This is a genomic window from Labrys sp. WJW (assembly GCF_001676615.1).
In the GTDB taxonomy this organism is placed as follows: domain Bacteria; phylum Pseudomonadota; class Alphaproteobacteria; order Rhizobiales; family Labraceae; genus Labrys; species Labrys sedimenti.
On sequence record NZ_LYXZ01000035.1, the window covers coordinates 1 to 25,953 of the forward strand.

Genomic DNA, 25,953 nt, shown 5'->3' on the forward strand with positions numbered 1-25,953 from the left:
AACTGACGCCGTCCGTAGCCCCTCACCTCCATCCTCTCCCCGTAAACGGGGCGAGGGGGCTCATATGTCGAGCTCGATCTCCAACCCCCTCATCTCGCACAACCCCTTATCTTAGCGCCTATGGACGTCAGCGCTCCCAGAAATGCCCACGCCGATGGATCAATCTTTTCATGAGCCGGTATTTCCTGCACCGTAAGCCTCAGGAGCAGGGCCATTTCTCGCGCAGGGCCGTGGTGGCGAGGATGACGAAAGGCTCTTTGAGCCGATCGGGATGGGCGTCGAGGAAGGCCGAGACCACGGCTGCCGTCTGCGCAACCGACACGTCGACCGGTTTGCAGATACGGCTATCCGAAGTCAGCAGGCGCCCCATCGAGGCAAGATCCTCGATCTCGATCGCGCAATGCAGGGAGGGAAGTACGAGTTCGCTCGGTGTCGGCCCGGTATTGGCTGCCAGGCTGCGGCAGGCCGCGCGATAATAGTCACCGCTGTTCGGCAGGGTTTCGGCCGTTACGGGTATGCAAAAGCCGGTCAAGCAAAGGGCTGAAAGCAGGAATTTTCTCACCATGGGAAATCCTCGATATGCCAGCTTGTGCCGGTAAACTGGCATTTGCGGGGCGGCATGGTCAATCCGACATGCCTCCCCGATGGGGCCTGACCTGGTGCGCGCCATGGAAGGAGCGGGCGCCAGGACGTTTTTCGCCGAGCCAAGATCGCAGGGATCATTCACGGCTTCCATAGTAAAACAATACAAAACGACTTTCCATGATCGTATAGACTTATGTTTCCGACCACACACGCACACAAGTGCGCTTGTTCGCTGGGGAGGCCATGTTCGTTTCAAGCACCAAACGATTTATCGCCGGCTTGGCAGTGGCAGCGCCTATGTTTGCGCCGATGGCAGGCCATGCCGGCGATATCGAGTTGCAGCCGCAGCAGATGCGAGAAGATCTTGCTTTCCTGAAGCAGCGCTGGGCGCCACTCGACAAGAGTTTCAGCGACGAGCAACGGCAAGCCTTCAGCCGCCGGATCGAGGAAACCGAGACCGTGGCAGACAAGCTCACGCCGGAGGACTTCGCCCTCGACGTCATGGGAGCCGTCGCTCTCGCCGGCAATGGCCACACCAACGCCAATGTCGCCGCCTATCTCGGCCCCGATCTGCCGATCCGTGCCTGGTGGTTCGCTGATGGCCTGTTCATCGTCAAGACCCATCCGGCCTATGGCCACCTGCTCGGAGCCCGTATCGACAAGATCGGCGTCTTATCGGCGGAGCAAGCCTTGCAGCAGGTCGAGCCCTATCTGGCCGGCGTACGCCAGCGCAGACGCTTCCTTGCTCCGGGCTATCTGGTCAATCCACGAATCTTGAAGAAGATCGGTGCGACGGACACCGCTTCCGCCATTCCCTTCACGGTGCGGTTGGCGGATGGCAGCACGCAAACGCCGCGCCTGGAAGCCGTCGTAGCCGATCCGGGCGACGAGCGCAGGTCCGGGCTGAACCGAGGCTATTCCGTCCTGATCCCGGATGCGAAGGACCTGCCGGACCGCTGGCTGCATATACTTGATGCGAAGACCGATCTTTCGCCGCTCTACAGCAAGCGCGGTGACGTCAAGGCCTTCATGATCCAGCCTTCAGGCAACACGCTCTATATTCGCAACGACACCGTCGCGAGTGTCGACGATACGCCGCTCGCCCAGAAGCTCTCCGCCATCGTCAGGGACGAGATTCTTGCGCACAAACCCAAGCATGTCATCGTCGACCTGCGCCTGAACAATGGCGGCGATTTCTTCAATACGATCCTGTTCGCGCAGGCCCTGCCGCGGCTCCTGCCCGAGGATGGCCGCATCTTCGTGCTGGTAAGCCGGGCGACCTTTTCCGCCGGCATCGTCACCGCCGCCATGATCAAGGGGGCTGGCGGGGGCAAGGTCGTGTTCATCGGCGAGTCCATGGGCGATGCCGGGCAGTTCTGGGCCGAGGGCCGGAAAATGACACTGCCGCATTCGAAGATCACGGTGCGCTACAGCGACCAGTTCGAGGATTACGAGAAGGGCTGCACGGACACGCGCAACTGCTATTGGGCGACGGTGGCGTTCGGTCCCCGCGGCATCTCGCTGGCGCCCGACATGGCCATCGATGTCGCCTTTGCCGACTATGCAGCCGGGCGTGACCCCGTATTGGCCAAGGCGCTCGAGCTTGCGCGATGACCCCTTTTGCAGGCGATCCGCCGCGCCGGAACAAGCACGGGCCGGTAACAAGGCTTGCTCGGTTGTCGTAGGATGAAGCAGGAGTCGAACCACCTTGCTGCGAGGAGACCTGCCCATGCCGACACGCCGCGATTTCTTGAGCCTGGCGCTGCTGGGAGGCGCGAGCTTTGCTTTCGCACGGCCTGCAGCGGCAGGTCCTGCCCGCCTCGTACTCAGCGAGGCGGAATGGCATCGGCGCCTGACGCCGGCCCAATTCGCCATCCTGCGAGGGGCAGGCACCGAGCCCGCCTTCACCAGCCCGCTGCTGCATGAAGGGCGATCGGGCCGTTTCAGTTGCGCGGGCTGCGGTACCGCCTTGTTTTCGTCCCGTGCCAAATATGACAGCGGCACCGGATGGCCGAGTTTCTGGGCTCCGCTCGGCCGGTCGGTACGGACCAACCGGGACAACAGCCTCGGCATGACCAGGATTGCGGTGGCCTGCGCCCGTTGTGAGGGACATCTCGGCCATGTCTTCGACGATGGCCCCAAGCCGACAGGACTGCGCTACTGCATCAATGGGCTGGCCTTGGCCTTCGTGGCGGGCGCGGCCTGACAAATTACCTTTGCCGCGCGGCCGTAATTTGTTCGTGAATTGTTCTTGTTTCTGGCGCGGGCCGGGTTATGATCGGGCATTCTTTCCCTTCGGAGAAATTGCGCAATGCCCACCTCCAGCCGCGCCGGCCTGGCCCTGATAGCATTGATGGCCGCCCTGCAAACCGGGCCCGCCTTGGCCGAGACGACAGCCTGCAAGCCGTTCAAATGGTCGCTGACGCGCGAGCAGGGCTGGTTCCAGGCCTCGCCGCCGACTTTGGCTTCGGGCGGGACGCTGGCCAAGGTCGACGGAGCCGCCGACCTGCAGCTCAGCCCGGTGGCGGATCTCAAATTTCCAATCACAACCGGGCGCAAGCCGGCGACAGGCACCTTTGGTGCGCTGCTGACCCTGCCGCCGATCGAAAAGGCCGGCCTCTATCAGGTCACGCTCTCGGATGAAGGCTGGATCGATGTCGTCCAGGCGGGCGCAACGGTGAAATATTCGGCGGCGACCGGCCAGAAGGCCTGCACGGGCCTGCGCAAGAGCGTGCGCTTCAACCTGGCGGCGGGGCCGGTTTCGCTGCAGATCAGCGGCGTGAAGGCGCAGACCGTCAAGCTCGCCGTGGCGCCGGCCGAGTAGCCGCCGGTACCGGCTGCCCGTCCCGCATGGTCGCCCGCTGGACGGGGCAGGTTCGGTCGAACATCGCTCGCGCCTCCAGAATGGCGGCGCGGTGGGCGAAGGCCCATTGGCCGAGTGCACTCACCGGCATGCGTAGCGAATGGCCGAGTTGGGTGAGCTCATAGTCGACGCGCGGCGGAATGCTGGGCGTCACGCTGCGGCTGACGAGGCCGTCACGCTCCAGGCCTCGCAGAGTGAGCGTCAGCATGCGCTGCGAGATGCCGTCGATGCGGCGCTTGATCTCGCTGAAACGCCGAGGCCCCTGGCTCAGCGCCATCACGATCAGGATGCTCCATTTGTCGCCGATGCGGGACAGGATTTCGGTGACCGGCCGGTAGCTCTCGGTGAGGCTGTCCCTGTCCTCGTCCCCGCCGGTTACACCCATGTCACCTACGGCCATGAATGTGCCTCCTTGTGCCTCGTGTGACTGTACCATATTTAGCCTCAGTTACGTTTTGTAACCAGAAGATTTCAACCTGGAAACCCGGGACGCTCCCTTCCCGGTGAGGCGCGACAGATATGGAACTCGGCCTGTACACCTTCGCGGAAACCACCGCGGATCCCGCCACCGGAACCGTCATCAGCGCGCAGGAGCGCATTGCCAACCTGATGGAGGAGGTCGAGCTTGCCGACCAGCTCGGTCTCGATGTCTTCGGTATCGGCGAGCATCATCGCCCCGATTTCGCTGCCTCGACTCCCGCCGTGCTGCTGGCGGCGGCGGCCATGCGCACCAAGCGCATCCGCCTCACCAGCGCCGTCACCGTGCTGAGCTCGGACGATCCGGTGCGCGTGTTCCAGGAATTCTCCACCGTAGACCTGTTGTCAGGCGGGCGGGCCGAGATCCTGGCCGGGCGGGGCTCCTTCATCGAGTCCTTCCCGCTGTTCGGCTACGACCTCAAGGACTATGACAGCCTGTTCGCCGAGAAGCTGGACCTGCTCTTGAAGATCCGCGAGCAGACCACGCTGAGCTGGCAGGGCGAGCATCGCGCGCCGCTCGACCGGCAGAGCATCTATCCGCGTCCGGTCCAGCATCCCCTGCCGGTCTGGGTCGGCGTCGGCGGCAATCCGCAATCGGTGATCCGCGCCGGCACGCTCGGCCTGCCGATGGCACTCGCCATCATCGGCGGAGAGCCGGCCCGCTTCAAGCCGCTGGTCGATCTCTATCGCGAGGCGGCGCGCCGGGCCGGGCATGATGCGGACAAGCTGCCGGTCAGCATCAATTCGCATGGTTATATCGGCGAGGACGGCGACAGAGCGGCGGACGAGATCTTCCCCTATTATGTCGACGTCATGGGCCGCATTGGCCGTGAGCGCGGCTGGCCGCCGCTGAGCCGGGCGCAGTTCGAAGCCTCGCGCGCCCCGCGCGGTTCGGATTTCGTCGGCGATCCCCAGCAGGTCATCGACAAGATCCTGGCCGAGCATGAATTGTTCCGGCACCAGCGCTTCTTGATCAAGTTCTCGATGGGCAGCATTCCCCATGCCAAGATGATGAAATCGATCGAACTCTTCGGTACAGTGGTTGCTCCCGCTGTCCGCAAGGCGCTGGCTCCCGTGCCGGCATGAGGTGGCATAAAGCAACACTTTTGCTTAAAAAAAGACAAAAGTGTTGCTTTGCTGGCGATGGCGCCTAAGCTGAGCCTGCACAAGTGGGAAAGGCGCAGCCATGACACGTCGCTATCTGATCGGCCTCGATTATGGTACGGAATCGGCGCGTGGCGTGCTCGTCGATGCCGATAGTGGCGAGCAGGTCGCCAGTCACGCGGTGCCCTATCGCCATGGCGTGATGACCCGCCTGCCCGAGGGGCCCGTCCTGCCGCCGCTCTGGGCGCTCCAGAACGCCGACGACTATACCGAGGCGGCCCAGGCTATCCTGTCGACTCTCGGCCGGGACAGGCAGATCGAGGGCATCGGCCTCGGTTTCACCGCCAGTTCGCCGCTCCCTGCCACGGCGGAGGGCGTGCCGCTCTCCCGCCTCCATCCGCAGGATCCGCACGCCTATGTGAAACTGTGGAAGCATGGTGCTGCCCAGGCGCAGGCCGAGTCCGTCAACGCCCGGGGAGGGGCTTTCCTCGACAATTTCGGCGGCAAGCTCTCGGCCGAGTGGCTGCTGGCCAAGGCGGCGCAACTGGCGCAGGAGGCACCGCAGCTCTGGCAGGAGACGGGGCGCTTCATCGAGGCGGGTGACTGGCTCGTCTGGCAATTGACGGGCGAGGAGACACGCAGCCTCGGCTTTGCCGCCTACAAGGCGCAATATGCCGATGGCGCGGGCTATCCCGACGGCATCGTTCCGGGCCTCGCCGACCGCGTGAAGCCGCCCCTGCGGGTCGGCAGTTCAGCGGGGGGGCTGTCGGCGGCGTGGCGCGAGCGCACCGGCATCCGCGGGCAGGCGGCAGTCGCCGTGGCGGTGATCGATTCCCATGTCGTGCTGCCGGCCGTCGGCGGCGTCAGCGATGGCTGCCTCGTCGGGGCTCTCGGCACCTCCGCCGTCTATCTGATGCTCGGCCGCGAATTCCGGCCCTTGCCCCGGGGCATCGAGGGCGTGGCCTTCGACGGGTCGGTGCGCGATCTGTGGTGCTATGAATCGGGCCAGGCCGGCTTCGGCGATACGCTCGCCTGGTTCGTCAAAACCTTTCCGCGTGCCGCGGATCCGGCTGAGAATTTCAGGCTCTACAATGAGGAAGCGGCTGCTCTTGCGCCGGGCGCCAACCATCTCCTGGCGCTCGACTGGTGGAGCGGCAACCGCGTGCCTCTGGCCGATTCCGGCCTGAGCGGTCTCATCCTCGGCCTGACCACGGGCACGACGGCGGCGGGTATCTACAGGGCTCTGCTGGAGTCGCTCGCCTATGGCGCGCGCAGCATCCAGGATCTCTTCATCGCAGGGGGCTTCAGCATTGACCGTCTCATCCTGTCGAGCGGCCTAGCCCGCAACAATCCCTTGCTGGTGCAGATCATGGCCGATGTCTTCGCGCGGGAGGTCGAGGTTCCCGAAATCGACAACCCCACCGCGGTGGGCGCCGCCATCCATGGCGCCGTCGCAGCCGGCGTCGTGGCCGGCTATCCCGAAGGCGGCGCGAGGTTCGGCGCGCGGGCGTTCAGGACCTATCGGCCAGGCGGCCAGGCGGCATCCGTCTATGCCGAACTCTATCGCAGTTACGCCGCCCTGGCAGGTGATGCATCTCTGCGAACGGCCATGCATGCGCTCAATCGGATCGGTACTATCCAACAGCTGCCCTAGCGCCGGCGCCGTTATGCCTGAAAACAGGCAAAATATATTTGCAATCATTCAGCGATGATGCATTAATCCGCTGCCTATGATGGAAAGGCCATCGTCGAGAAGAGAGCGCCAAGCTCCATTCAAAAACCTGGGAGGATTTCATGTCAGCGCTTCGCCTGAGCCGCATCGTCGCATCCACTGCTCTTGCCACCACCGCCGCCCTCGGCTTTGTCGCATTCTCTTCCCTCGCCGCGGCCGACAAGGCCCAGGCGGCCGGAGAGGTGATCGTCGGCCTGGTCACCAAGACCGAGGTCAATCCCTATTTCGTCAAGCTGCGCCAGGCCGCCGAGGCCGAAGCCAAGAAGAAGGGCCTCAAGCTGATCGCCCGCTTCGGCAAGTTCGACGGCGACAATGAAGGCCAGGTCGCGGCGATCGAGGACCTGATCTCGGCCGGTGCCAAGGGCATCCTGGTGACGCCCAACAACTCCACCGGCATGCTCGGCATCATCAAGAAGGCACGCGACTCCGGCATCCTGGTGATCGCGCTCGACACGGCGACCGATCCGGCCGATGCGGTCGATGCCACCTACGCCACCGACAATTTCGAGGCCGGCGTCAAGCAGGGCACCTATGCCAAGAAGGCGATGGGCGACAAGAAGCCGGTGCTCGCCATGCTCGACGGCACGCCGGGCGGCACGGTCGATACCTTCCGCCACAATGGCTATCTGCAGGGATTCGGCATCAAGGAAGGCGACCCGGTCATCGCCGGCTCCGCCATCACCAATGGTGCGCAGGACAAGGGCCAGACCGGCATGGAGAACCTGCTGTCGAAGAATGGCGACATCAATGTCGTCTACACCATCAACGAGCCGGCAGCGGCTGGCGGCTATGCTGCCCTGAAATCCTTCGGCAAGGCCAAGGCCGTGATGCTGACCTCGATCGACGGCAGCTGCCAGGGCGTGAAGGACGTCAAGTCCGGCAAGGTCGCCGCCACCGTGATGCAGTTCCCCTACAAGATGGCAGTCGCCGGCGTCGACGCGGTCGCCGAATATGCCAAGACCGGCAAGAAGCCGAGCGGCTTCATCAACACCGGTTCGGAGCTGATCACCGACAAGCCGATGTCGGGTCTGGAGTCCAAGGACACGGCCTGGGGCCTCAAGAATTGCTGGGGCGGCGAGTAAGCCTTACCGGTTTTTCCTCCAGATTGGGCGGGCCGGTTTCCTGACCGGCCCGCCATCCATATCGTCGAGGATCGTATGAGCACGACCACGGTTCCCGCACCCGAGGAAAAGCGCAGCCTGCTGGCGCGCATCTTCGCCGTGCCTTCGGCTGGGCCCTTCCTGGTATTGGCGCTGTTCTGCGTCATCTTCGCCAGCATCAACGAGCGCTTCCTTGCCCTGCAGAACATCTCGCTGATCCTGCAGCAGACCGTGGTGGTCGGCACGCTGGCGATCGGCCAGACCCTGATCATCCTGACGGCGGGCATCGACCTCGCTGTCGGGGCGATCTGCGTGCTCGGCACCATCATCGCGGGCAAGATGGCGGCGCTCGGCTATGATCCCGTCCTGTCCATGGGCGTGGCGATCGTGCTCTGCACCCTGTCGGGCACCGTCGCCGGCGGCCTGATCAGCGGCCTGAAGCTGCCGCCCTTCATCGTCACGCTCGGCACGCTCGGCATCATCACGGCAGCGCTCCGCCTGATCTCGGCCGGCGGCGCCTTCCCGGTCGACGACGAATTCCTGAGCTGGACCGGCAATGGCGAGCTCATCGGCGGCTTCGTGGTCACCTATGGCGTCCTCGCCATGCTGCTGCTCTATGCCCTGGTCTGGTATCTGCTGAACCAGACCAAATGGGGCCGCCACGTCTATGCCATCGGCAACAATCCCGAGGCGGCGAGGCTGGTCGGCATCCCCGTCAGGCGGCATCTGCTCTCGGTCTATGTGCTCGCCGGCCTGCTCTATGGCATCGCCGCCTGGCTGGCGCTTGGCCGCATTCCCAATGCCGATCCCAATTCGCTGCAGACCGCCAATCTCGACTCCATCACTGCCGTGGTGATCGGCGGTACCTCGCTGTTCGGCGGTCGGGGCGGTCTCGTCGGCACCCTGATCGGTGCGCTCATCGTGGGCGTGCTGCGCAACGGCCTGACGCTGGCCGGCATCGATCCGCTCTGGCAGGACCTGATCACGGGCATATTGGTGATCGTGGCGGTGGCCTTCGACCAGCTTTCGCGCGGGAGGCGCTGATGACCGCATCCGCTTCTTCCGAGGTCATCCTCGAGGCCCGCAACGTCATCAAGCGCTATGGCCATGTCACGGCGCTGGACGGGGTGGATTTCGAGCTGCGCAGGGGCGAGATCCTCGCCGTCGTCGGCGACAACGGTGCCGGCAAGAGCTCCCTGATCAAGGCGCTGACCGGGGCACTGAGGCCCGATAGCGGCGAGATCCTGCTCGATGGCCAGCCCGTGCATTTCAAGGGCCCGCTCGATGCCCGCCATCGCGGCATCGAGACCGTCTACCAGGACTTGGCGGTGGCACCCGCCCTGGACATCTCCTCGAACCTCTTCCTCGGGCGTGAATTGCGCATGCCGGGTGTGCTCGGCAGCGTGTTCCGCCGCCTCGACAAGGCACGCATGCGCGAGGAAGCGCGGAAGGCCATGGCGGAGCTGAAGTTCCGGCTGCCGTCGATCCACAACGCTGTGGAAGCCCTCTCCGGCGGCCAGCGCCAGGGCGTGGCGGTGGCGAGAGCCGCCTTGTTTGCCAAGAAGCTGGCGATCATGGATGAGCCGACGGCCGCCCTCGGCGTGCGCGAGACCGGCCAGGTGCTGGAACTGATCCGCGCCATCCGGGATCGCGGCCTGCCCGTCGTACTGATCAGCCACAACATGCCCAATGTGTTCGAGCTGGCCGACCGTATCCACATCATGCGCCTGGGACGCCGGGCTGCGGTAGTGAGCCCGAAGACCCATTCGATGGCCGACGTGGTGGCCATCATGACCGGCGCAGCCAAGGTTGAGGATTTCGAAAAGCGCGGGCAGGCCTGACGCCGTCAAAGCGATGCTTCCGGATCGTACGTTGTGGCCGGACCTTATCGCCCGTCTTGGCCTGAGACGGGGCGGAGCAAGGAGCGATTTGTCTTCTCCACTGCGCGGCTAGCCGATGCACACATCTCAGTATTGCCAGTACGAGGCGCCGGAATCCTTCCCCGACTTCGGAGAAGGTGTCGCCGCGTAGCGGTGACGGAAGGGGCAGGGTGGCGCGATAATGCCAGTTCCGGCCCGCAAACCGCCACTCTACCCCATCCGACCTCACGACGTTCGGCCACCTTCCCCGAAATCGGGGAAGGATTCCTGCGCTTTTTCTTACCAACGTGGCATGTGTGCCGGCGTGGACGAGACTATTGGATACGCTCCCGTCGAGCGCTGCCGCCGAACCCGATCGGCCTCCCCCAAAAAACCCATACCAAGGTATGGTCTTCACACACCAAGGCACGGTTGACCCCGCTTTGGGGCAGTGACAGAAGGGCTCTGTATCCGCGGTGCCCGGCACCTTGGATAACACCCGAAAAATCAGCTGTGGAAGCACATGGACAACGATCGCAGTAGCCGTCCGGCTTCGGTCCTCGACCGTCGCCGGAGGGGTGCGCCATCGATCTGGAACGCCGGCGGTCTCGCGCGCCGGGCGATGACCGGCGGGCCCTAGTCCCCGCCGGCTTGCCTCGCGGGTCTGGCCAAAGGCGGCCCGACGAGGTGAAACATGAACAACGTCATTCCGTTCCGCGGCCGTATCACGGCCGCCACGCTGCCCGTTCGCGGTGCCATCATCCTTGCCTTCCGGGCCAGGGCCCGCGCGACCGCGTCCTGCGCGTCAATCAGGGCATCGGATGCTCCTGTCCGGTCCGGCAGGATCGAGGAACATTCCGGTGCGATCCGCGGCTGTCTCAGGGCATCCTGGCACCTGAATCCGGACACGGGGCGACTGGAATGCCGCTGGAGCCTGCCCGGTTCCGGCGAAGAGGCGGATGCCTCCCATCCGCCTTGTTCGAAATGCGCCGGAGTGGCCGTCGGCTCCCGCTGAGCATCCCTCGGCACGGGTTCCACGAGGGCCCGCCCACGCCCTGATCCCGCCCTTCTCTCCCTATTCCGCCTTTTTCGACCTTGCTCTCCCACGAGGTTCGCCATGGTTTTCCTGCCCCATGACCGTTCCGGTCAGCGTTCCGTCGCGGCGTTCGCCCGCGGGCGCCTCCTGCCCAATCTTTACGATCTGGTTGCCTGCGGGCTGGTGATCGCGCTCATCGCATTGGTGCTGCACGGTGCCGCCGCGATGAGGACGCCGCTCGACGCCCTCTCGGTTTCCCCGGTCTCGCTCGATCCGGCCCGCCTGCCTGAATATGCGCTGCGCACCACGCTGCGCATGTTCGCCGCCATCATCGCCTCGCTGGTCTTCACCTTCGTGGTGGCCACGCTGGCGGCCAAGAGCCGGCGGGCCGAGCTGATCATCATTCCGGCGCTCGATATCCTGCAGTCGGTTCCGGTGCTCGGTTTCCTGACCTTCACGGTCACCTTCTTCATGGGCCTGTTTCCCGGCAGCCAGCTCGGAGCGGAATGCGCCTCGATCTTCGCGATCTTCACCAGCCAGGCCTGGAACATGGCCTTCTCCTTCTACCAGTCCCTGCGCACGGTGCCTGGAGACCTGGACGAGGTGAGCCGTGGCTTCAGGCTGTCCGGCTGGCAGCGCTTCTGGCGCCTGGAGGCGCCGTTCGCTGCGCCGGGTCTGATCTGGAACACCATGATGTCGATGTCCGGCGGCTGGTTCTTCGTGGTTGCCTCGGAGGCAATCACGGTGGGCAACACCACCGTGCAGCTTCCCGGCATCGGCTCCTTCCTGGCGCTCGCCATCGACCAGAAGAATTTCGTCGCGGTGGCCTGGGCCGTGGCAGCCATGGGCATCCTGATCGTGCTCTACGATCAGCTCCTGTTCCGGCCGGTGGTGGCCTGGGCCGACAAGTTCCGCGTCGAGCAGACGGCCAGCCAGCAAAGGCCGCATTCCTGGGTCTATGACCTCATCCGCCACACCCGGCTGATGAAGCGCCTGATCGCCCCGCTGGCCTGGGCCTGGCAACGCCTGATGCTGGTGGGTGTCGGACGATCAGGACAGGCATCCTTCCGCCGCACGAAAGCGGGCTCGCCCTGGATCGACCGGCTGTGGCTCGGCCTCGTGCTGGCCGTGACGGCCTGGGGGATCTTCGTGGCGATTGCCTATATGCGCCAGACCCTGTCCTGGGCCGATGCACTCGAGGCCCTGGGCGGCGGCTTCGTCACGCTGCTGCGCGTCATCGTCCTCATCGCGGTGGCCAGCCTGATCTGGGTTCCCATCGGCGTGCTGATCGGCCTGCGCCCGGCTCTTGCGGAGCGGGTCCAGCCGCTGGCCCAGTTCCTGGCGGCCTTCCCGGCCAATGTGCTGTTTCCCTTTGCCGTGATCGCCATCGTCGCGACCGGGGCAAGCCCCGACATCTGGCTGTCGCCGCTGATGGTGCTGGGGACGCAGTGGTACATCCTGTTCAACGTCATCGCCGGTGCGAGTGCCTTTCCCACCGATCTCAGGGAAGCGGCCTCGATCTACCAGATCCGGTCCTGGACCTGGTGGCGCCGGGTGATCCTGCCGGGGATCTTTCCCTATTACGTGACCGGCGCCCTCACGGCCTCGGGTGGCTCCTGGAACGCCAGCATCGTCGCCGAACTCGTGAGCTGGGGAAATACCAAGCTCGAGGCCTACGGGCTCGGCTCCTACATCGCCAGGGCGACGGAGGCGGGCGATTTTCCGCGCGTCGTGCTCGGCATCGCCGTGATGTCGCTCTTCGTCACCTTGTTCAACCGCCTGCTGTGGCGCCCGCTCTATGTGTTCGCGGAACGCCGCCTGCGCCTCGATTGATTATCCGGAGATATCACCATGAACGCTCCCGTCACCATGAATGCTCCCGTCACCATCAAGGACACTCCGCTGGTTTTGGTCTCGGGCGTGCGCCAGACCTATGACAAGGGTGGGTCGAGCCCGCTCGTCGTGCTCGACAGGGTCGACCTCATGCTGCAGCCCGGCGAGATCGTCGGCCTGCTCGGCCGCTCCGGCTCCGGCAAGTCCACGCTGCTGCGGGCGATCGCCGGCCTGATCCGCCCCAGCGAAGGCAGTGTCTCCTTCCAGGGCGAACCTGTCAGCGGCACCCGCAGCGGCATTTCGTTGGTGTTCCAGAGCTTTGCCCTGTTTCCCTGGCTCACCGTGCAGCAGAATGTCGAGCTCGGGCTGGAGGCGCAGGGTGTCCTGCCGGCCGAACGCCGCAAGCGGGCGCTGGCCGCGATCGATCTGATCGGGCTTGACGGCTATGAGAATGCCTATCCCAAGGAGCTGTCGGGCGGCATGCGTCAGCGCGTCGGCCTGGCCCGCGCACTGGTGGTGCATCCCAAGCTGCTCTTGATGGACGAACCCTTCTCGGCGCTCGACGTGCTCACCGCCGAGACCCTGCGCACGGATCTGCTCGATCTGTGGTGCGAAGGACGCATGCCGATCGAGGCCATCCTGATGGTCACCCACAATATCGAGGAGGCGGTGCTGATGTGCGATCGCATCCTGATCTTCGGCTCCAATCCGGGCCGGGTGATCGGGGAGGTCCGCGTCGACCTGCCACAGCCGCGCAACCGGCTCGACCCGGCCTTCCGGGCCCTGGTTGAGGACATCTATGCGCGCATGACCGCCCGTCCGGGCCTGGCTCCGGCGCGCGATGGCCTCTTCCCCGGCACGGGCATCGCGATGGTGCTGCCCAAGGTTTCCTCCAACGAACTCGCCGGCCTGATCGAGGCGGTTGCGGCGGCTCCCTATCACGGCAAGGCCGACCTGCCGCCCCTGGCTGCGGGCCTGCATCTGGAGATCGACGAGCTCTTTCCGGTGGCGGAGACCCTGCAATTGCTGCGGTTTGCCGAGCTGGAGGGCGGCGATATCCGTCTCACCGCCGCGGGAAAGCGTTTTGCCGAGAGCGAGGTGGACGAGCGCAAGCGGCTCTTCGCACAGCAATTGGCAACCTATGTGCCGCTGGCGGCCCATATTCGGCGCATCCTCGACGAAAGGCCGAGCCATCAGGCGCCGGCCCGCCGCTTTCGTGACGAATTGGAGGACCACATGTCGGAGGACTATGCCGCCGGTACCGTACGGTCCGTGATCAGCCTCGCCCGCTACGCCGAATATTTCGCCTATGACGAGGCGGCGGATCTCTTCACGCTGGAGAACCCGAGCTGAACGCCTCGAGCGCTCGGTGATCGTCGATATCGTGATCGTGCTCCCGCCACCGGCGTCGGCGGGAGCCTTGCCACCCTTCATGGCGAAGGCAGGTGAAACATGCTCCGGGACAATCAAGAACTCGCGCAGGCCATCGTCGCGCTGCAGAAGGCAGGCTGCCGGGTCGAAAACAGAACCTCTTTGCTCGCCATCGGCCTCCTCCTGTCGGGAGCCGACGGTTTCTCCTGGCTCGTACGCCGCCTGTTCCTTCGCAAGCAATTGCTGCCGCTGGAGACGCAAGGCTTGCTTCGCATGGCCGCAGGCCTCAACAAGGTGGGCGTGGTGCTGTTGCGCCGACATCTGCGGCGGTATCCCCGCCATCGCGCCTGACTGTCGCGCTTGCGGGCCTAGCGTGGATGGCGGCGACAAGGATGTGGGACAGCCCTTCCATGACGGGGAACGCAGCTGGTGACACGCGAACGCCTGGGATCGACCGTCGACATGCCGCTGCTGTGGTTCGCCATGGCCGGGCTGGCCTTGCTCATTTTCGTGGCGGACACCGTCACCGACCTGGAAATCGCCGTTGCCGTGCTGCATGTCGTCGTGGTGCTGATCTCGGTATGGACGGGACGGCCTCGGACCGTGCTGATCGTCGGATTGGCCTGCAGCCTCCTGACCGCGCTCAGTTTCTTCATGACGGTGAGGGGCGATACCGAGGCGGGTATCGCCAACAGCTCCCTCAGCCTGGTGGCCATCGGCGCGACCACCTATCTCGCCATCCGGATCGAGCTTGCCGATATCGCCGTGCGCCGTGCCGAGGCCGACCTCGCCCGTATCTCGCGCATCACCATGCTGGGCGAACTGACGGCCTCCATTGCCCATGAGGTCAGCCAGCCCCTGGCGGCCATCGGTGCCAGCAGCAATGCCGCGCTACGCTGGCTTTCCGCTTCGCCGCCCAATCAGGACGAGGCTCGGTACGCCCTCAATCGGATCGTGGAAGCCGCCGAACGGGCTGGCGAAGTGGTGGAGCGGGTGCGCCGCCTGGTGCGCCGGGCCCCGCCTTCGCGCGAACCCGTCGACATGGTCGAGGTGATCGACGAGACATTGGCCCTGATGCGGGGCAAGCTGCGCGCGAACGCCATCCTGCTGCGGACCGAATTGTTGCATGGCTTGTTGCCGGTGATGGGCGATCGGGTTCAATTGCAGCAGGTCCTGCTCAACCTCGTCGCCAATGCCGTCGAAGCGGCGGTGGAAACCAGGCAGGGAAACCGGGAGATAACGGTCAACACCTCCGCCGACGACAGGGAGGTCACCATTGCCGTCACCGATACCGGCCCCGGCCTGTCGCCGCAGGCGATAGAGCATGTCTTCGATCCCTTTTTTACCACCAAGGAGGACGGCATGGGCATTGGATTGGCCATCAGCCGTTCCATCGTCGAGGCGCATGGCGGAAGCATAGAGGCCCGGGCCGCCATGCCGCATGGAAGCATTTTTCGCTTCACGCTGCCGCTGGCTCGAGCGCGCGGACGCAAGGATTAGAACCATGTCGGAAGAAATCGCGACCGTCTATGTGGTGGATGACGATCCCATGGTCAGGGATGGGCTGGACAGCCTGCTGAGATCGGTCGGCTATCGCGTCCGCTGCTTCGCCTCGCCCCGCGAGTTCATGCAGTTTCGGCGCTCGGAGGGAGCGTCCTGCCTGGTGCTCGACGTGCGCATGCCCGGACAGAGCGGCCTCGACTTCCAGGTCGAACTGGTCGGGGCAGGGGATGCCATTCCGATCGTCTTCCTGACCGGCCATGGCGACGTGCCGATGTCGGTCCGGGCCATCAAGGCCGGTGCCATGGAATTCCTGCTCAAACCCTTCCGCGAGCAGGATCTTCTCGATGCCGTGGCGGCCTGCCTGGAAAAAAGCCGCGCAGACAGTGTCGAGACGGCCCTGGGGGAGGATTTGCGCAACCGCTACGCCGCCCTGTCACCGCGCCAGCAGGAGGTGATGGCGCTGGTGGTGCAGGGGCTTCTCAACAAACAGACGGCCGCGGAACTGGAACTGAGCGAAATCACCGTGAAGATCCATCGCGGCCAGGTCATGCGCAAGATGCAGGCCAATACGCTGGCCGATCTCATCCGCATGGCGGACCGGCTTGGGCTCCCCGCCAAGCCGGCAGGGCGGGGATAGCGACGGCGATGTCGCCAAAGCGCTTGACGGGCCTTGCGGCTCAGCCCCATATCCGGGCCGAGATGATTGCTGAAAAACCCGCCCTCACCATTCTGCTCTGCTCGCCCCGCGGTTTCTGCGCCGGGGTGGTGCGGGCGATCGATGCCGTCGAGCAGGCCCTGAAGATCTATGGCCCGCCGGTCTATGTGCGCCATGAGATCGTGCACAACAAATATGTGGTCGAGAATCTCAAGTCGAAGGGCGCCATCTTCGTCGAGGAACTCGACGAGGTGCCGGAGACCCGCGCGCCGGTGATCTTCTCGGCCCATGGCGTTGCCAAATCGGTGCCGGCTGCCGCCGCGGGCCGCAATCTCTTTGCCATCGACGCGACCTGCCCGCTGGTGACCAAGGTGCATCGCGAGGCCGAGATCCACCACAAGCGCGGGCGCGAGATCGTGCTGGTCGGGCATCGCGGCCATCCCGAGGTCATAGGCACGATGGGGCAGCTACCGGACGGCGCCGTCAGCCTGATCGAGACGGTCGCCGATGTTGCCGCCTTCGCGCCGTCCAATCCGGATGCGCTCGCCTATGTGACCCAGACCACGTTGTCGGTCGACGATACGCGCGACATCGTGGAGGCGCTGAAGGTTCGCTTCCCCTCGATCGTCGGCCCGCACAAGGAAGACATCTGCTACGCCACCACCAACCGCCAGGAGGCGGTCAAGGCCGTGGCGCCACGGGTGGAGGCCTTCATCGTGGTGGGGGCGCCGAACTCCTCCAATTCGCAGCGCCTGCGCGAAGTGGCGGAGCGCTCGGGCTGCCTCATTTCGGAACTGGTGCAGCGCGCCTCCGATATCGATTGGACCCGCTTCGGTGGATTGAAGTCCCTGGGTGTCGCGGCCGGCGCCTCTGCGCCGGAAATCCTGGTCGAGGAAATCCTCGACGCCTTTGCGGAGCGCTATGCCATCACCGTGGAGACGGTTTCGACCGCCGATGAAAGCGTGTTCTTCCCGCTGCCTAGGGATTTGAGGGAGAACGACATGCGCAAAATTGCAGAAGATGTTGCCCGCTGATGGCCGTTTATACCGAAGTCAATGACGAGGATCTCGCCTGTTTCGTCGCCGAATACGACATCGGTGGGGTACTGGCCTGCAAGGGCATCGCCGAGGGCGTCGAAAACACCAATTACATCCTGCGCACCGAAAAGGGTGCCTATATCCTGACCCTCTATGAAAAGCGGGTGAGGCGGGACGACCTGCCCTTCTTCATGGCCCTGATGGAGCATCTTTCCGCGAGCGGCGTGACCTGCCCCACCCCGATCCGGCGGCGGAACGGCAAGGTGCTGGGGGAACTCGCCGGGCGGCCTGCCGCGCTGATCAGCTTCCTGGAGGGCGTCTGGATCAAGAAGCCGAATGTCGAGCATTGCGGTGCCGTCGGCCGCGCACTCGCCGCCATGCACAATGCCACGCTGGGCTTCCCGATGGAGCGGCCCAACGCCTTGTCTCTCGCCGGCTGGGAAACGCTCTACAAACAGGCGGATGGCCGGGCCGACAGCGTGCAGGCCGGGCTCGATGCCGCCATCGCCGAGGAACTCGCCTTTCACCGCGCCCATTGGCCGCAAGGCTTGCCGACGGGCGTCATCCATGCCGACCTCTTCCCCGACAATGTCTTCTTCCTGAACGGGCGGCTTTCGGGCCTGATCGACTTCTATTTCGCCTGCACCGACATTCTCGCCTATGACGTCGCGATCTGCCTGAATGCCTGGTGCTTCGAGCCCGATCACGCCTACAACGCCACCAAGGGCAGGGCGCTCCTGGCCGGTTATCGCGCCGTTCGGCCGCTCTCGGATGCCGAGATGGCGGCCATGCCGGTGCTGGCCCGGGGGTCGGCGCTGCGCTTCATGCTGACGCGCCTGGTCGACTGGCTCAACGTTCCCCCCGGCGCCATGGTGAAGCCGAAGGATCCTCTGGAATATTGGAAGAAGCTGCGCTTCCACCAGCGCGTCGCCAGCCCGGCCGAATACGGGTTCGACCTATGACGGCCCAAGCTACGGCAAAGAAGGTGACGCTCTATACCGACGGCGCCTGCTCGGGCAATCCCGGTCCCGGCGGCTGGGGCGCCATCCTGATGTTCGGCGAGCACCGCAAGACGATGTGCGGCGGCGCCCTGGAGACCACCAACAACCGCATGGAGTTGCAGGCGGCGATCGAGGGGCTGGAAGCTTTGACGCGCGGCTGTGCCGTCGACCTGCACACGGACAGCCAATACGTCAAGAACGGCATCACCGGCTGGATCCACGGCTGGAAGCGCAATGGCTGGCGCACCGCCGACAAGAAGCCGGTGAAGAACGAGGACCTCTGGCGCCGCCTCGACGCGGCGCTGGAGCGCCACGAGGTCGAGTTCCACTGGGTGAAGGGCCATGCCGGCCACCCGCTCAACGAGGAGGCCGACCGGCTGGCACGCGAGGGCATGGCGCCCTATCAGCAAGAGAAGCGGGACAGGGCGGCGGCGTTGTCGTGAGGCCAACGCTGTCGCAAAAACCAGCAACGCCGCGATTTAATCGCTCATCGAGTTCGAAGCCACCTTCGCCTTTATCCGGACTGATACCCGAGAAGAACCACCGACCAGATCATCCAAGCGTGTGCAAGCTTTCTCGTAATAGTCCTGCGCGATGGCTTTAGTGTCTGGCGCCAACGATGTCGTTGGGTTCAGGAATCTTGCGACCCCACTTATCCCATGGAGATGAGCTTTGGTACGCCGGTGGCGTCGCAATGGACTGTGAAAAAGTCGACACCCTGATTTTGGGTCTCCTCGTCCGCATTGAAGACCAAATCCGCGGCGCCACCATCGTAGTGGACGATTTCCGATAAAGGGAGAGCTTCGATCTCGCTCGGCTCGACCTCCATCTTCTGCGCCAGCAAACGCCTTGCCATGGGCACTGCATTGTCGAGCCCGACCAAGGCGTTGTCGAGACTTGGCAACATGGTCTGGAGATGCTTCTCGCTCACGGCACGGACGGCCAGGAAGATCTCCTGACCGTGATGCAGGAAACTTCCTTCGTAATTGAAGAGGAGAGCATAGGGCCCATCGGAAGCCTCGAGCGAACCTGCCACCCTGCTCGTTCCGCTGCCGGTTGCCTTGCCGGGATGGAGGTGGGCGAAAATACGGTCGAGGTCGCCGGCGCTACGTTGCACTGCGTGGGCAGGCAACAGATAGGAACGAATCTGGTGAAATCCGCGCCAGGTGGCCGAAACGGACCATCCATCCAGCGATTGAAGCGTGAAAACCTCGCCCTCGAAATGGGCGTCGATCACGGTGAAGGTTTGCGGCAAGGGCGCCGTTTCCAGACCGCCACCCCGCTCAGGGTACCAGCCCAGGTAGATTCCGGCCTCCCGGTTCTCGCGCGATAGAACGGCGATGGCTGCGTCCTTGGCCCACAGTCTCAGAAACGAGGCCGATGCTCGCAGCTGCTCCTCGGCAGATTTATCGCCTTTGACGGTTGCCTGAATGAGAGTGCAGAGTTGAGCGTGGGTCATAAATACCTGCACTTATAAGGAAACTATCAAGAAATGATCCGACGTTGCAGATGGGGTGGCCTCGAAAACTCCGTCGCCTGCAGTTTCATCTGCATTTTTACGTTACGGCGCTCGCATTTTAGCAGTACCAAATAAGTCGGCTAGCCCAGTTCCATCTTCTGATGGAACTGGGAAGACCAGACTTCGCGATCAGATCGCCTTGAGCAGCGTGTCGGCGCCGGAAATGTCGAGCTTGCCGCCGTCGTCGAGGTTGAGCACCTTCACCACGCCATCTTCCACCAGCATGGCATAGCGCTGCGAGCGCACGCCGAGGCCTGCGGCGACGCGATCGAGCTCCATGCCGATCGCCTTGGCGAAATCGCCGCTGCCGTCTGCGAGGAATTCGATCTTGCCGAGGCCGCCCGTGGCCTTGGCCCAGGCCTGCATGACGAAGGCATCGTTGACGGCGGTCACCGCTACCGTATCGACGCCCTTGGCCTTGAAGGCATCGTAGTGTTCCAGATAGCCCGGCAGATGGTTGCGGTGGCAGGTGGGGGTGAAGGCGCCGGGCACGGCGAACAGCACCACCTTCTTGCCGCTGAAGACGTCGGCCGTGCTCTTGGGTTCGGGCATGTCCTGCGTCACCGCGCGGAACGTCACATCGGGGAGTTTGTCGCCGGGCTTGATCGTCACTGATATCTCCATTGGTGACGCCATGGCGAACGCTGCCCTGTCATCCCCCCTGCGCCTCTGCACGATCGGGATGGCCGGTCCGCAGCCATGACGAGAGTCTACGGCAACCGATATAGGCTTTCGACGCCGGCCTCGCCAGTCGAGAGCGTGAAGCGCAGTTCGTTTCCGGCGAGGGTCGCGCCTTTCGGCAGTCCCTCGAGCGGGAGGACGAAGCTCTGGGGGTTGGCCTTGTCCGCCTTGTCGGCCGGTTCCGGCATCGGCAGGTACCATTTCATCGGCCCTTCCACGAACAGGGCCGAGGCGGAGGGGGCGCTGACCTCGATGGTCAGGCGGGCCGGGGTGGTCGTGGTGTCCAGGCGAACCTGCTTGATGGCGAGGGGAGCCGTGGCGCCGATCTCACGCGATACCGGTACTTGCTTCAGGGCCTGCTCGATCTCGGCGCTGCCTTGCCCTTGCGTCGTCGCGCCGGGAGAAAGCACGACGTCGGCACTGCCCTTGGCCGGCACGCAGATCGTCTTGCAGGCGGCATAATCGAGGCTGAGCGCCAGCTTGACCGGCTTGGACGGATCGATCGCGCTGATCTTGAGCGGCAGCACGACCTGATCGTGATAGACGGCCGATGACGCGCCTTCCTGATCATAGCGGCTCGGCGAGGGCCACAGCACCGTCACCTCGCGCAGATTCTCCGACCTGGACCAGTCGAAGGTCGGGGGAATGCCGGCATCACCTGGATTGCGCCAATAGGTCTTCCAGCCTGGTGCGAGCTGAATCTCCAGACCCGCTATCCCCTCCGGATGCGCCTGGCCGGAAAGCAGCTGGATGACGGCGCGCGGATCCGATTGAGCTGGATCGGACTGGCTGGGTGAACCCGCCAGGGCCGGCAGAGCACACAAGGCGAGGAACCCGGCGAGTATGGGAAGGACAGGACGGCTGGACATTCGGATAGCTTGCGGTTCCAAACAGGAGGTCTCGGCAGACGGATAACTGCGAATGGTCAATAGCGCCATGCACGAAGGCGTGACACTCTTGTGAAGCCTACCGTCGGCGCTTCGCCAAGGTTGGCCAAATTTATGCCTTAACAAAGCCGATACGATGCGGCACGATCATGTCCATGACAGGGTACATTCCATTCGGCAGCGATTCATCCGGCGGTTTCCTCGACGGCAAGATGCTCGTGGCCACGCCGTCCATGCAGGATGAGCGCTTCGCACGCACGGTGATCTATATCTGTGCGCATTCGTCCGACGGTGCCATGGGCATCGTGGTCAACCAGCCGGCCAAGAACATCCGCTTTCCCGATCTCCTCAAGCAGCTCGGCGTCATCGACGGCGTCTCGGACATGCGTCAACCGAGGGGCGCGCCGATCCGTATCGTCAATGGCGGTCCGGTCGAATCCGGCAGGGGATTCGTGCTCCATACCAACGATGTCTTCATCGACAATTCGACCATGCCGATCGAGGACAATATCTGCCTGACCGCGACGCTCGACATTCTGCGCTCTATCGCCATCGGCGAAGGGCCTGAGCAAGCCCTGCTGGCGCTGGGCTATGCCGGCTGGGGTGCGGGGCAGCTGGAACGCGAGATCCAGGCCAATGGCTGGCTGCATTGCGACGCCGATCCGGGCCTGCTGTTCGACGACCAGGTCGACACCAAATATACGCGGGCGCTGCGCAAGCTCGGCATCGAGCCCGGCCTGTTCTCGCGGGATGCCGGGCACGCGTAGGCGAGGAGCGCGGACATCCTGTCCGCTCTTGATCCTCAACCGGTTCCGCTAGATCTGTGATTGCCGAACGTCTTTGGTCGTGCCTCACAACTCGACTTCATTACGTCCCCTTATGCGCGCCGCACTCGAATGAGGCCAGTCCTCGGCCCGAGCACACAAACCGGCGCTTACCGCATTGGTCTCGATGTAGTAAAGCGCGCGTTGAAAGTGGCCCTCATCTCTGATCCGACGATCAAAATATTCAGGAAACCACAGCATTCCCTGCCGCCCTAAGGCGCGATTGATCTGAAGTGCCGTAAAAGATTTCCACGAGTGAATGATGGCCGATAGCGCATGCGGTACAAGCGGTGCGGCGAGTACATGAACGTGGTTGGGCATGACGCTCCAGGCGTGGAGACGATATCGTACCCCATCGAAATGAAGCAGAGCTGCTTGCACGATCGAGCCGGCATCGGGCTGCGCGAGCAAAGCTTCCCCATAGCCCTTGTCAAGCGCTTCCTCATAGCGCCGGCGCTGCTCGGTTGAATCGAGTTCGGGGTCGGACTCCTTCAGATCCCGCGCCCAACGGCTCAGCAGCTCGCTGGGCAGGGAATCCGCGAGACGGAAGGTGATGCCTTATGGATGTTCGCCAGCTTCCCAATGCGGGAGATATCCTCGGGAATGCCACACCACTTGTGGCCGCAGCGGGTGTTTCTTCTCCACCCTGGCGGTTCCCTCGAAACGTCCTGCAAGGGGCAGGCTTCAAGAGCGGACAGGATGTCCGTGCTCCAGGTCACGCCCGCAGCCGTATCGGCCCGGCAATCAGCCGGCGGGCTTCCTCCGCCGTGACAGGATCGCCGAAGGCCTCGCCCTGGGCGAACTGGCAGCCGAGCTCACCGAGTTCGGCGGCATCGCTATCGGCCTCGGCACCGTCGGCGATGATCTCCATGCCGAGGTCGCCCGCCATGGCGATGATCGAGCGCAGGATCACCGGCCGGCCGCGCTCGCCTTCCTTGACGAAGCTCGGATCGATCTTGAGCATGTCGAAGGGGAAGCGCTGCAGGTAGGACAGGCTGGAATAGCCGGTGCCGAAGCCGTCCATGGCCAGGCCCACCCCGAGATCGCTGAGCTGGGCCAGGATCTGGGCGGCATATTCGGGATTTTCCATCACCAGGCTCTCGGAGACCTCGAGCTTGAGCGAGCCGCGCTCGATGCCGGCCCGAGCCATCACCGCCTTGATGTCCTGGACGAGGTCCTGGCGCAGCAATTGCCGGCTGGAGATGTTGACCATGCCGAACAAGGGCGGCTCGACCTCGACCAGGCGCTGCCAGATCGAGAGCTGGCGGGCGGTGCGGTCGAGCACGAACAGGCCGACATCGACGATCAGCCCCGTCTCCTCGGCCATGGCGTTGAACTCGCCCGGCGGCAGGCGGCCGAGCTTGGGATGCTCCCAGCGCACGATCGCCTCGAAGCCGGCAATGGTGCGATCCTGCAGGCGCACCACCGGCTGGAACAAGACCTTGAGTTCGTCGCGTTCGATCGCTCTTCTCAGATCGGCCTCCAGGGTGGAGCGGTCCGGCCGCTCGACCCGCATGGCCGACCGGAAGATCTCGATGCGATCGCCGCCGATCTTCTTGGCGTTGTACATGGCGATCTCGGCATCCTTGATCAGTTCGTCCGCCTTGACCGGAGCCTGGGGATCGTACATCGCCACGCCGACCGAGGCGGTAAGGAAGATTTCGCGGTCGGCAACGGCGATGGGCGCGCGCAGCGAGCGGCGAATCGACTCGGCAAAGGCCGAGATCCGCTCCGGATCGGGTTCCGACAGCAGAAGGACGCCGAACTGATCGCCGAAGATGCGACAGACGCTGTCGCGGGGCTTCATCAGGCGTGAGAGGCGGCGCGACACCGTCAGCAGGATCGAATCGCCGACGGAATGGCCGACAGCGTCATTGACCTGCTTGTAGCGGTCGAGATCGAGGATCAGCACAGTCGGCTTGGTGGTGCCGTCCTGCTTGGCCTGGACCAGCGCGGCTTCCAGCCGATCGGTGAAGAGTTCGCGGTTGGGAAGGCCGGTCAGATTGTCCCTGACGGCATCGTGGAGCAGGCGCTCCTCGGCCGTCTTTTGCTCGGTGACATCGGAGACAGTGCCGACGCAGCGCACCACCTCGCCGTCCGAGCCCACAACCGGCCGGGCCTTGAGGTTGAGCCACATATAGTGGCCGTCGGCAGCCCGGATACGGAAATCCAGGCTGACGCGGCCGCGGCGCTGGTCGATGACCGCGTCGAGGGCGGTACGGAAGCGGTCGCGATCGAAGATATGGACGAGTTCGAGCCAGTCGGCGGCAGGCCCGTCGAGGGCGCCGGGGGCGACACCGAGCAACTGGTCGGCCTCGGGGCTGACATAGATGCGATCGGCCGGCACGTCCCAGTCCCAGACCACGTCGCCCGAGCCGGTGAGGGCGAGGGCCTTGCGTTCGGTATCGGTCATCAGGCCGGGTGCGAAGGCACTGCCGGCAAAGGCGTGCTGCATCACCGTGAAGCCGATCAGCATCACCACCAGCACCAGGCCGCCGGTGAGGGCCGGCTGCACCAGGTCGTTGGTGAGATGGCCCATGATGGTCAATCCCGCCGCCGCCACCCAGCCGAGCAGCAGGGTCCAGGTGGGTATCAGCATCACGGCCCGGTCGTAGCCGTAGAAGGCCAGCAGCAGGATGATCAAGAGGCCGACGACGGCCAGCGTGGCGATGGAGATGCGGGCGACGCCGGCGGCGACGGGGGCGTTGATCACCGCCAGGCCGACGAGAGCGGCCAGGGCGGTGAGCCAGAGCGCCGAGACTACGGAGTAGCGCACATGCCAGCGGTTGAGATTGAGATAGGCGAACAGGAAGACCAGAAGCGTGGCGGAGAACACCGCTTCGGCGCCCGCACGCCACACCCTGTCTCCATCCGGGGGAATGGCGAGGAATTTGTGCAGGAAGCCGAAATCGATGGCCAGATAAGCCAGCACCGCCCAGGCCAGCGCGGCGGCGGCGGGAAACATCGCCGTGCCCTTCACCACGAAGGCGATGGTGAGGAACAAAGCGAGGAGGCCGGCAATGCCGAGCACGATACCCTTGTAGAGGGTCAGCGAGTTGACCTTGTCCTTGTAGGCGTCGGGATCCCACAGGAAGAGCTGGGGCAGCTTGGCGGTGCGCAATTCGGCCACGAAGGTCACGCGGGAGCCCGGGTCGAGCGTCACCCGGAAGACATCGGCATCGTCGTCCTCCTGCCGTTCGGGCTGGAAGCCCTGGCTCGGCGTGATTTCCGCGATGCGCGATGCACCGAGATCCGGCCAGACCAGGCCGGAGCCGACCAGGCGGAAATGCGGCGCCACCACGATGCGGTCGATCTGCTCGTCGGTGGTGTTGGCGAGGGCGAATACGATCCAATGCGGATTGGTTCCCGGCTGCTTCGAGCGCACCTCGATGCGGCGCACGATGCCGTCGGCGCCCGGGGCGGTCTGGATCTGGATGCGGTCGCCCTGGCTGGAATAGCTTTCGACAGCAGGCAGGAGATCGATGGCGTCGACCTCGCCGTTGACGTCCACCGGCTCCAGGGCATGCGCAACGCCGCCGACCATTGCCATGACGAGCATCATGACCATGGAGGCTGCGACGACGCGAATGAACTGCAACATACGATCTCCAGCCAGGCTTCCCGGCGCCCCCTTGCGACGGTCCTGGTTCATCTCACTTCGAAGGGCCTGCCCACCTGCCACTCAATTGTGTCGAGAAGCAGTAGCCAGCAATGCGAAATTGGGCAAGCTGCGCCGGTCGGATTCCTGTTGGCGGAATGGAGATTGCGTGCCGGCAGCTCCGTCCAGCGCCATCATCGTGCAGGCCGGGCCGATGTAGAGGCTGTCACCAGCGATTTCGCCCTTACCTCATTTTTGACGTTCAAAGCTGGCAAGGCTGAGATTGCT

At 64.3% G+C, this 25,953-nt stretch carries 25 protein-coding genes; 18 read left to right on the plus strand and 7 right to left on the minus strand.

What is annotated here, in order from left to right; genetic code table 11:
• Positions 1-199: 199 nt before the first annotated feature.
• The gene (locus BA190_RS20745; protein WP_068291566.1) at positions 200-565 is read right to left on the minus strand and encodes a Rap1a/Tai family immunity protein; all 366 of its coding nucleotides are present in this window, start codon (positions 563-565) and stop codon (positions 200-202) included.
• A 317-nt stretch (positions 566-882) separates the two neighbouring features.
• Between BA190_RS20745 and BA190_RS20750 the strand changes: the two genes are divergently transcribed.
• The 3 genes from BA190_RS20750 to BA190_RS20760 all read left to right on the plus strand — a co-directional run bounded on the left by BA190_RS20750 (position 883) and on the right by BA190_RS20760 (position 3,409).
• The gene (locus BA190_RS20750; protein ID WP_068291567.1) at positions 883-2,199 is read left to right on the plus strand and encodes a peptidase S41; all 1,317 of its coding nucleotides are present in this window, start codon (positions 883-885) and stop codon (positions 2,197-2,199) included.
• A 115-nt stretch (positions 2,200-2,314) separates the two neighbouring features.
• A complete protein-coding gene (gene msrB / locus BA190_RS20755; protein WP_068291569.1) occupies positions 2,315-2,791 on the plus strand; it encodes a peptide-methionine (R)-S-oxide reductase MsrB in 477 nt (158 codons plus the stop codon).
• A 105-nt stretch (positions 2,792-2,896) separates the two neighbouring features.
• Positions 2,897-3,409 (plus strand): hypothetical protein, encoded by a 513-nt coding sequence (locus tag BA190_RS20760; RefSeq protein WP_068291571.1) that lies wholly within the window; start codon positions 2,897-2,899, stop codon positions 3,407-3,409.
• On the opposite strand, the gene BA190_RS20765 is transcribed toward BA190_RS20760, so the two are convergent.
• Positions 3,381-3,833 carry a helix-turn-helix domain-containing protein gene (locus tag BA190_RS20765; RefSeq protein WP_068291916.1) on the minus strand — a complete coding sequence of 151 codons (453 nt, stop codon included), beginning with the start codon at positions 3,831-3,833 and terminating at the stop codon, positions 3,381-3,383. The two genes, BA190_RS20760 and BA190_RS20765, sit on opposite strands and share 29 nt — an antisense overlap.
• Positions 3,834-3,967: 134 nt before the next feature.
• Here BA190_RS20765 and BA190_RS20770 point away from each other — a divergent pair, with 134 nt between their 5' ends.
• The 14 genes from BA190_RS20770 to rnhA all read left to right on the plus strand — a co-directional run bounded on the left by BA190_RS20770 (position 3,968) and on the right by rnhA (position 18,599).
• A complete protein-coding gene (locus BA190_RS20770) occupies positions 3,968-5,011 on the plus strand; it encodes an LLM class flavin-dependent oxidoreductase (RefSeq protein ID WP_068291573.1) in 1,044 nt (347 codons plus the stop codon).
• 100 nt (positions 5,012-5,111) lie between these two features.
• The gene (locus tag BA190_RS20775; protein WP_068291574.1) at positions 5,112-6,683 is read left to right on the plus strand and encodes an FGGY-family carbohydrate kinase; all 1,572 of its coding nucleotides are present in this window, start codon (positions 5,112-5,114) and stop codon (positions 6,681-6,683) included.
• Between the two features lie 140 nt (positions 6,684-6,823).
• Positions 6,824-7,843: a substrate-binding domain-containing protein gene (locus tag BA190_RS20780; RefSeq protein WP_068291576.1), complete on the plus strand. Its 1,020-nt coding sequence runs from the start codon at positions 6,824-6,826 to the stop codon at positions 7,841-7,843.
• 75 nt (positions 7,844-7,918) lie between these two features.
• On the plus strand, positions 7,919-8,905 hold the full coding sequence (locus BA190_RS20785; protein WP_068291578.1) for an ABC transporter permease: 987 nt from the start codon (positions 7,919-7,921) through the stop codon (positions 8,903-8,905).
• On the plus strand, positions 8,905-9,702 hold the full coding sequence (locus BA190_RS20790; protein ID WP_068291581.1) for an ATP-binding cassette domain-containing protein: 798 nt from the start codon (positions 8,905-8,907) through the stop codon (positions 9,700-9,702). The genes BA190_RS20785 and BA190_RS20790 overlap by 1 nt, the downstream gene beginning before the upstream one ends.
• 712 nt (positions 9,703-10,414) lie before the next feature.
• The gene (locus BA190_RS20795) at positions 10,415-10,735 is read left to right on the plus strand and encodes a hypothetical protein (RefSeq protein WP_068291583.1); all 321 of its coding nucleotides are present in this window, start codon (positions 10,415-10,417) and stop codon (positions 10,733-10,735) included.
• A 102-nt stretch (positions 10,736-10,837) separates the two neighbouring features.
• Positions 10,838-12,589 (plus strand): ABC transporter permease subunit, encoded by a 1,752-nt coding sequence (locus BA190_RS20800; RefSeq protein ID WP_068291588.1) that lies wholly within the window; start codon positions 10,838-10,840, stop codon positions 12,587-12,589.
• An 18-nt stretch (positions 12,590-12,607) separates the two neighbouring features.
• A complete protein-coding gene (locus tag BA190_RS20805) occupies positions 12,608-13,942 on the plus strand; it encodes an AAA-associated domain-containing protein (protein ID WP_156771620.1) in 1,335 nt (444 codons plus the stop codon).
• 99 nt (positions 13,943-14,041) lie between these two features.
• Positions 14,042-14,311: a hypothetical protein gene (locus BA190_RS20810; RefSeq protein WP_068291590.1), complete on the plus strand. Its 270-nt coding sequence runs from the start codon at positions 14,042-14,044 to the stop codon at positions 14,309-14,311.
• A 78-nt stretch (positions 14,312-14,389) separates the two neighbouring features.
• Positions 14,390-15,460, plus strand: coding sequence for a sensor histidine kinase (locus BA190_RS20815; protein ID WP_068291592.1), 1,071 nt, complete (start codon positions 14,390-14,392; stop codon positions 15,458-15,460).
• Positions 15,461-15,464: 4 nt separating this feature from the next.
• Entirely contained in the window at positions 15,465-16,100 is a 636-nt protein-coding gene (locus tag BA190_RS20820) for a response regulator transcription factor (protein ID WP_068291594.1), read from the plus strand.
• Positions 16,101-16,162: 62 nt separating this feature from the next.
• A complete protein-coding gene (gene ispH, locus BA190_RS20825) occupies positions 16,163-17,152 on the plus strand; it encodes a 4-hydroxy-3-methylbut-2-enyl diphosphate reductase (RefSeq protein ID WP_068291922.1) in 990 nt (329 codons plus the stop codon).
• Positions 17,152-18,117, plus strand: coding sequence for a homoserine kinase (locus BA190_RS20830; protein ID WP_068291596.1), 966 nt, complete (start codon positions 17,152-17,154; stop codon positions 18,115-18,117). Before ispH ends, BA190_RS20830 begins: the two co-directional genes overlap by 1 nt.
• Positions 18,114-18,599 carry a ribonuclease HI gene (rnhA, locus tag BA190_RS20835; RefSeq protein WP_068291598.1) on the plus strand — a complete coding sequence of 162 codons (486 nt, stop codon included), beginning with the start codon at positions 18,114-18,116 and terminating at the stop codon, positions 18,597-18,599. The genes BA190_RS20830 and rnhA overlap by 4 nt, the downstream gene beginning before the upstream one ends.
• A 209-nt stretch (positions 18,600-18,808) precedes the next feature.
• Here rnhA and BA190_RS20840 read toward each other — a convergent pair whose 3' ends face one another.
• From BA190_RS20840 to BA190_RS20850, 3 genes are all read right to left on the minus strand, one after another.
• Complete coding sequence (locus BA190_RS20840) at positions 18,809-19,615, minus strand: hypothetical protein (RefSeq protein ID WP_156771621.1); 807 nt, start codon at positions 19,613-19,615, stop codon at positions 18,809-18,811.
• 189 nt (positions 19,616-19,804) lie between these two features.
• Positions 19,805-20,287, minus strand: a complete 483-nt coding sequence (locus BA190_RS20845; protein ID WP_068291603.1) for a peroxiredoxin — start codon at positions 20,285-20,287, stop codon at positions 19,805-19,807.
• Between the two features lie 98 nt (positions 20,288-20,385).
• The gene (locus BA190_RS20850) at positions 20,386-21,225 is read right to left on the minus strand and encodes a protein-disulfide reductase DsbD domain-containing protein (protein WP_068291604.1); all 840 of its coding nucleotides are present in this window, start codon (positions 21,223-21,225) and stop codon (positions 20,386-20,388) included.
• Between the two features lie 167 nt (positions 21,226-21,392).
• Here BA190_RS20850 and BA190_RS20855 point away from each other — a divergent pair, with 167 nt between their 5' ends.
• A complete protein-coding gene (locus tag BA190_RS20855; protein WP_068291605.1) occupies positions 21,393-22,010 on the plus strand; it encodes a YqgE/AlgH family protein in 618 nt (205 codons plus the stop codon).
• An 84-nt stretch (positions 22,011-22,094) separates the two neighbouring features.
• Here the strand turns inward: BA190_RS20855 and BA190_RS36600 are convergent, their stop codons facing one another.
• The gene (locus BA190_RS36600) at positions 22,095-22,448 is read right to left on the minus strand and encodes a transposase (protein ID WP_256390544.1); all 354 of its coding nucleotides are present in this window, start codon (positions 22,446-22,448) and stop codon (positions 22,095-22,097) included.
• Between the two features lie 334 nt (positions 22,449-22,782).
• On the minus strand, positions 22,783-25,665 hold the full coding sequence (locus BA190_RS20865; RefSeq protein WP_068291929.1) for an EAL domain-containing protein: 2,883 nt from the start codon (positions 25,663-25,665) through the stop codon (positions 22,783-22,785).
• Positions 25,666-25,953 lie beyond the last annotated feature (288 nt).

Excerpts from the sequence above, each read along its gene's own strand:
- BA190_RS20795 (WP_068291583.1), top strand. The coding sequence starts at position 10,415 with ATGAACAACGTCATTCCGTTCCGCGGCCGTATCACGGCCGCCACGCTG.
- BA190_RS20855 (WP_068291605.1), top strand. The coding sequence starts at position 21,393 with ATGTCCATGACAGGGTACATTCCATTCGGCAGCGATTCATCCGGCGGT.
- BA190_RS20760 (WP_068291571.1), top strand. The coding sequence starts at position 2,897 with ATGCCCACCTCCAGCCGCGCCGGCCTGGCCCTGATAGCATTGATGGCC.
- BA190_RS20810 (WP_068291590.1), top strand. The coding sequence starts at position 14,042 with ATGCTCCGGGACAATCAAGAACTCGCGCAGGCCATCGTCGCGCTGCAG.
- BA190_RS20780 (WP_068291576.1), top strand. The coding sequence starts at position 6,824 with ATGTCAGCGCTTCGCCTGAGCCGCATCGTCGCATCCACTGCTCTTGCC.
- BA190_RS20850 (WP_068291604.1), bottom strand. The coding sequence starts at position 21,225 with ATGTCCAGCCGTCCTGTCCTTCCCATACTCGCCGGGTTCCTCGCCTTG.
- BA190_RS20745 (WP_068291566.1), bottom strand. The coding sequence starts at position 565 with ATGGTGAGAAAATTCCTGCTTTCAGCCCTTTGCTTGACCGGCTTTTGC.
- BA190_RS20805 (WP_156771620.1), top strand. The coding sequence starts at position 12,608 with ATGAACGCTCCCGTCACCATGAATGCTCCCGTCACCATCAAGGACACT.
- BA190_RS20820 (WP_068291594.1), top strand. The coding sequence starts at position 15,465 with ATGTCGGAAGAAATCGCGACCGTCTATGTGGTGGATGACGATCCCATG.
- BA190_RS20800 (WP_068291588.1), top strand. The coding sequence starts at position 10,838 with ATGGTTTTCCTGCCCCATGACCGTTCCGGTCAGCGTTCCGTCGCGGCG.
- BA190_RS20765 (WP_068291916.1), bottom strand. The coding sequence starts at position 3,833 with ATGGGTGTAACCGGCGGGGACGAGGACAGGGACAGCCTCACCGAGAGC.
- BA190_RS20785 (WP_068291578.1), top strand. The coding sequence starts at position 7,919 with ATGAGCACGACCACGGTTCCCGCACCCGAGGAAAAGCGCAGCCTGCTG.
- BA190_RS20750 (WP_068291567.1), top strand. The coding sequence starts at position 883 with ATGTTTGCGCCGATGGCAGGCCATGCCGGCGATATCGAGTTGCAGCCG.
- msrB (WP_068291569.1), top strand. The coding sequence starts at position 2,315 with ATGCCGACACGCCGCGATTTCTTGAGCCTGGCGCTGCTGGGAGGCGCG.
- BA190_RS20830 (WP_068291596.1), top strand. The coding sequence starts at position 17,152 with ATGGCCGTTTATACCGAAGTCAATGACGAGGATCTCGCCTGTTTCGTC.
- BA190_RS20775 (WP_068291574.1), top strand. The coding sequence starts at position 5,112 with ATGACACGTCGCTATCTGATCGGCCTCGATTATGGTACGGAATCGGCG.
- BA190_RS20790 (WP_068291581.1), top strand. The coding sequence starts at position 8,905 with ATGACCGCATCCGCTTCTTCCGAGGTCATCCTCGAGGCCCGCAACGTC.
- BA190_RS20770 (WP_068291573.1), top strand. The coding sequence starts at position 3,968 with ATGGAACTCGGCCTGTACACCTTCGCGGAAACCACCGCGGATCCCGCC.
- BA190_RS20840 (WP_156771621.1), bottom strand. The coding sequence starts at position 19,615 with ATGACCCACGCTCAACTCTGCACTCTCATTCAGGCAACCGTCAAAGGC.
- ispH (WP_068291922.1), top strand. The coding sequence starts at position 16,163 with ATGATTGCTGAAAAACCCGCCCTCACCATTCTGCTCTGCTCGCCCCGC.
- rnhA (WP_068291598.1), top strand. The coding sequence starts at position 18,114 with ATGACGGCCCAAGCTACGGCAAAGAAGGTGACGCTCTATACCGACGGC.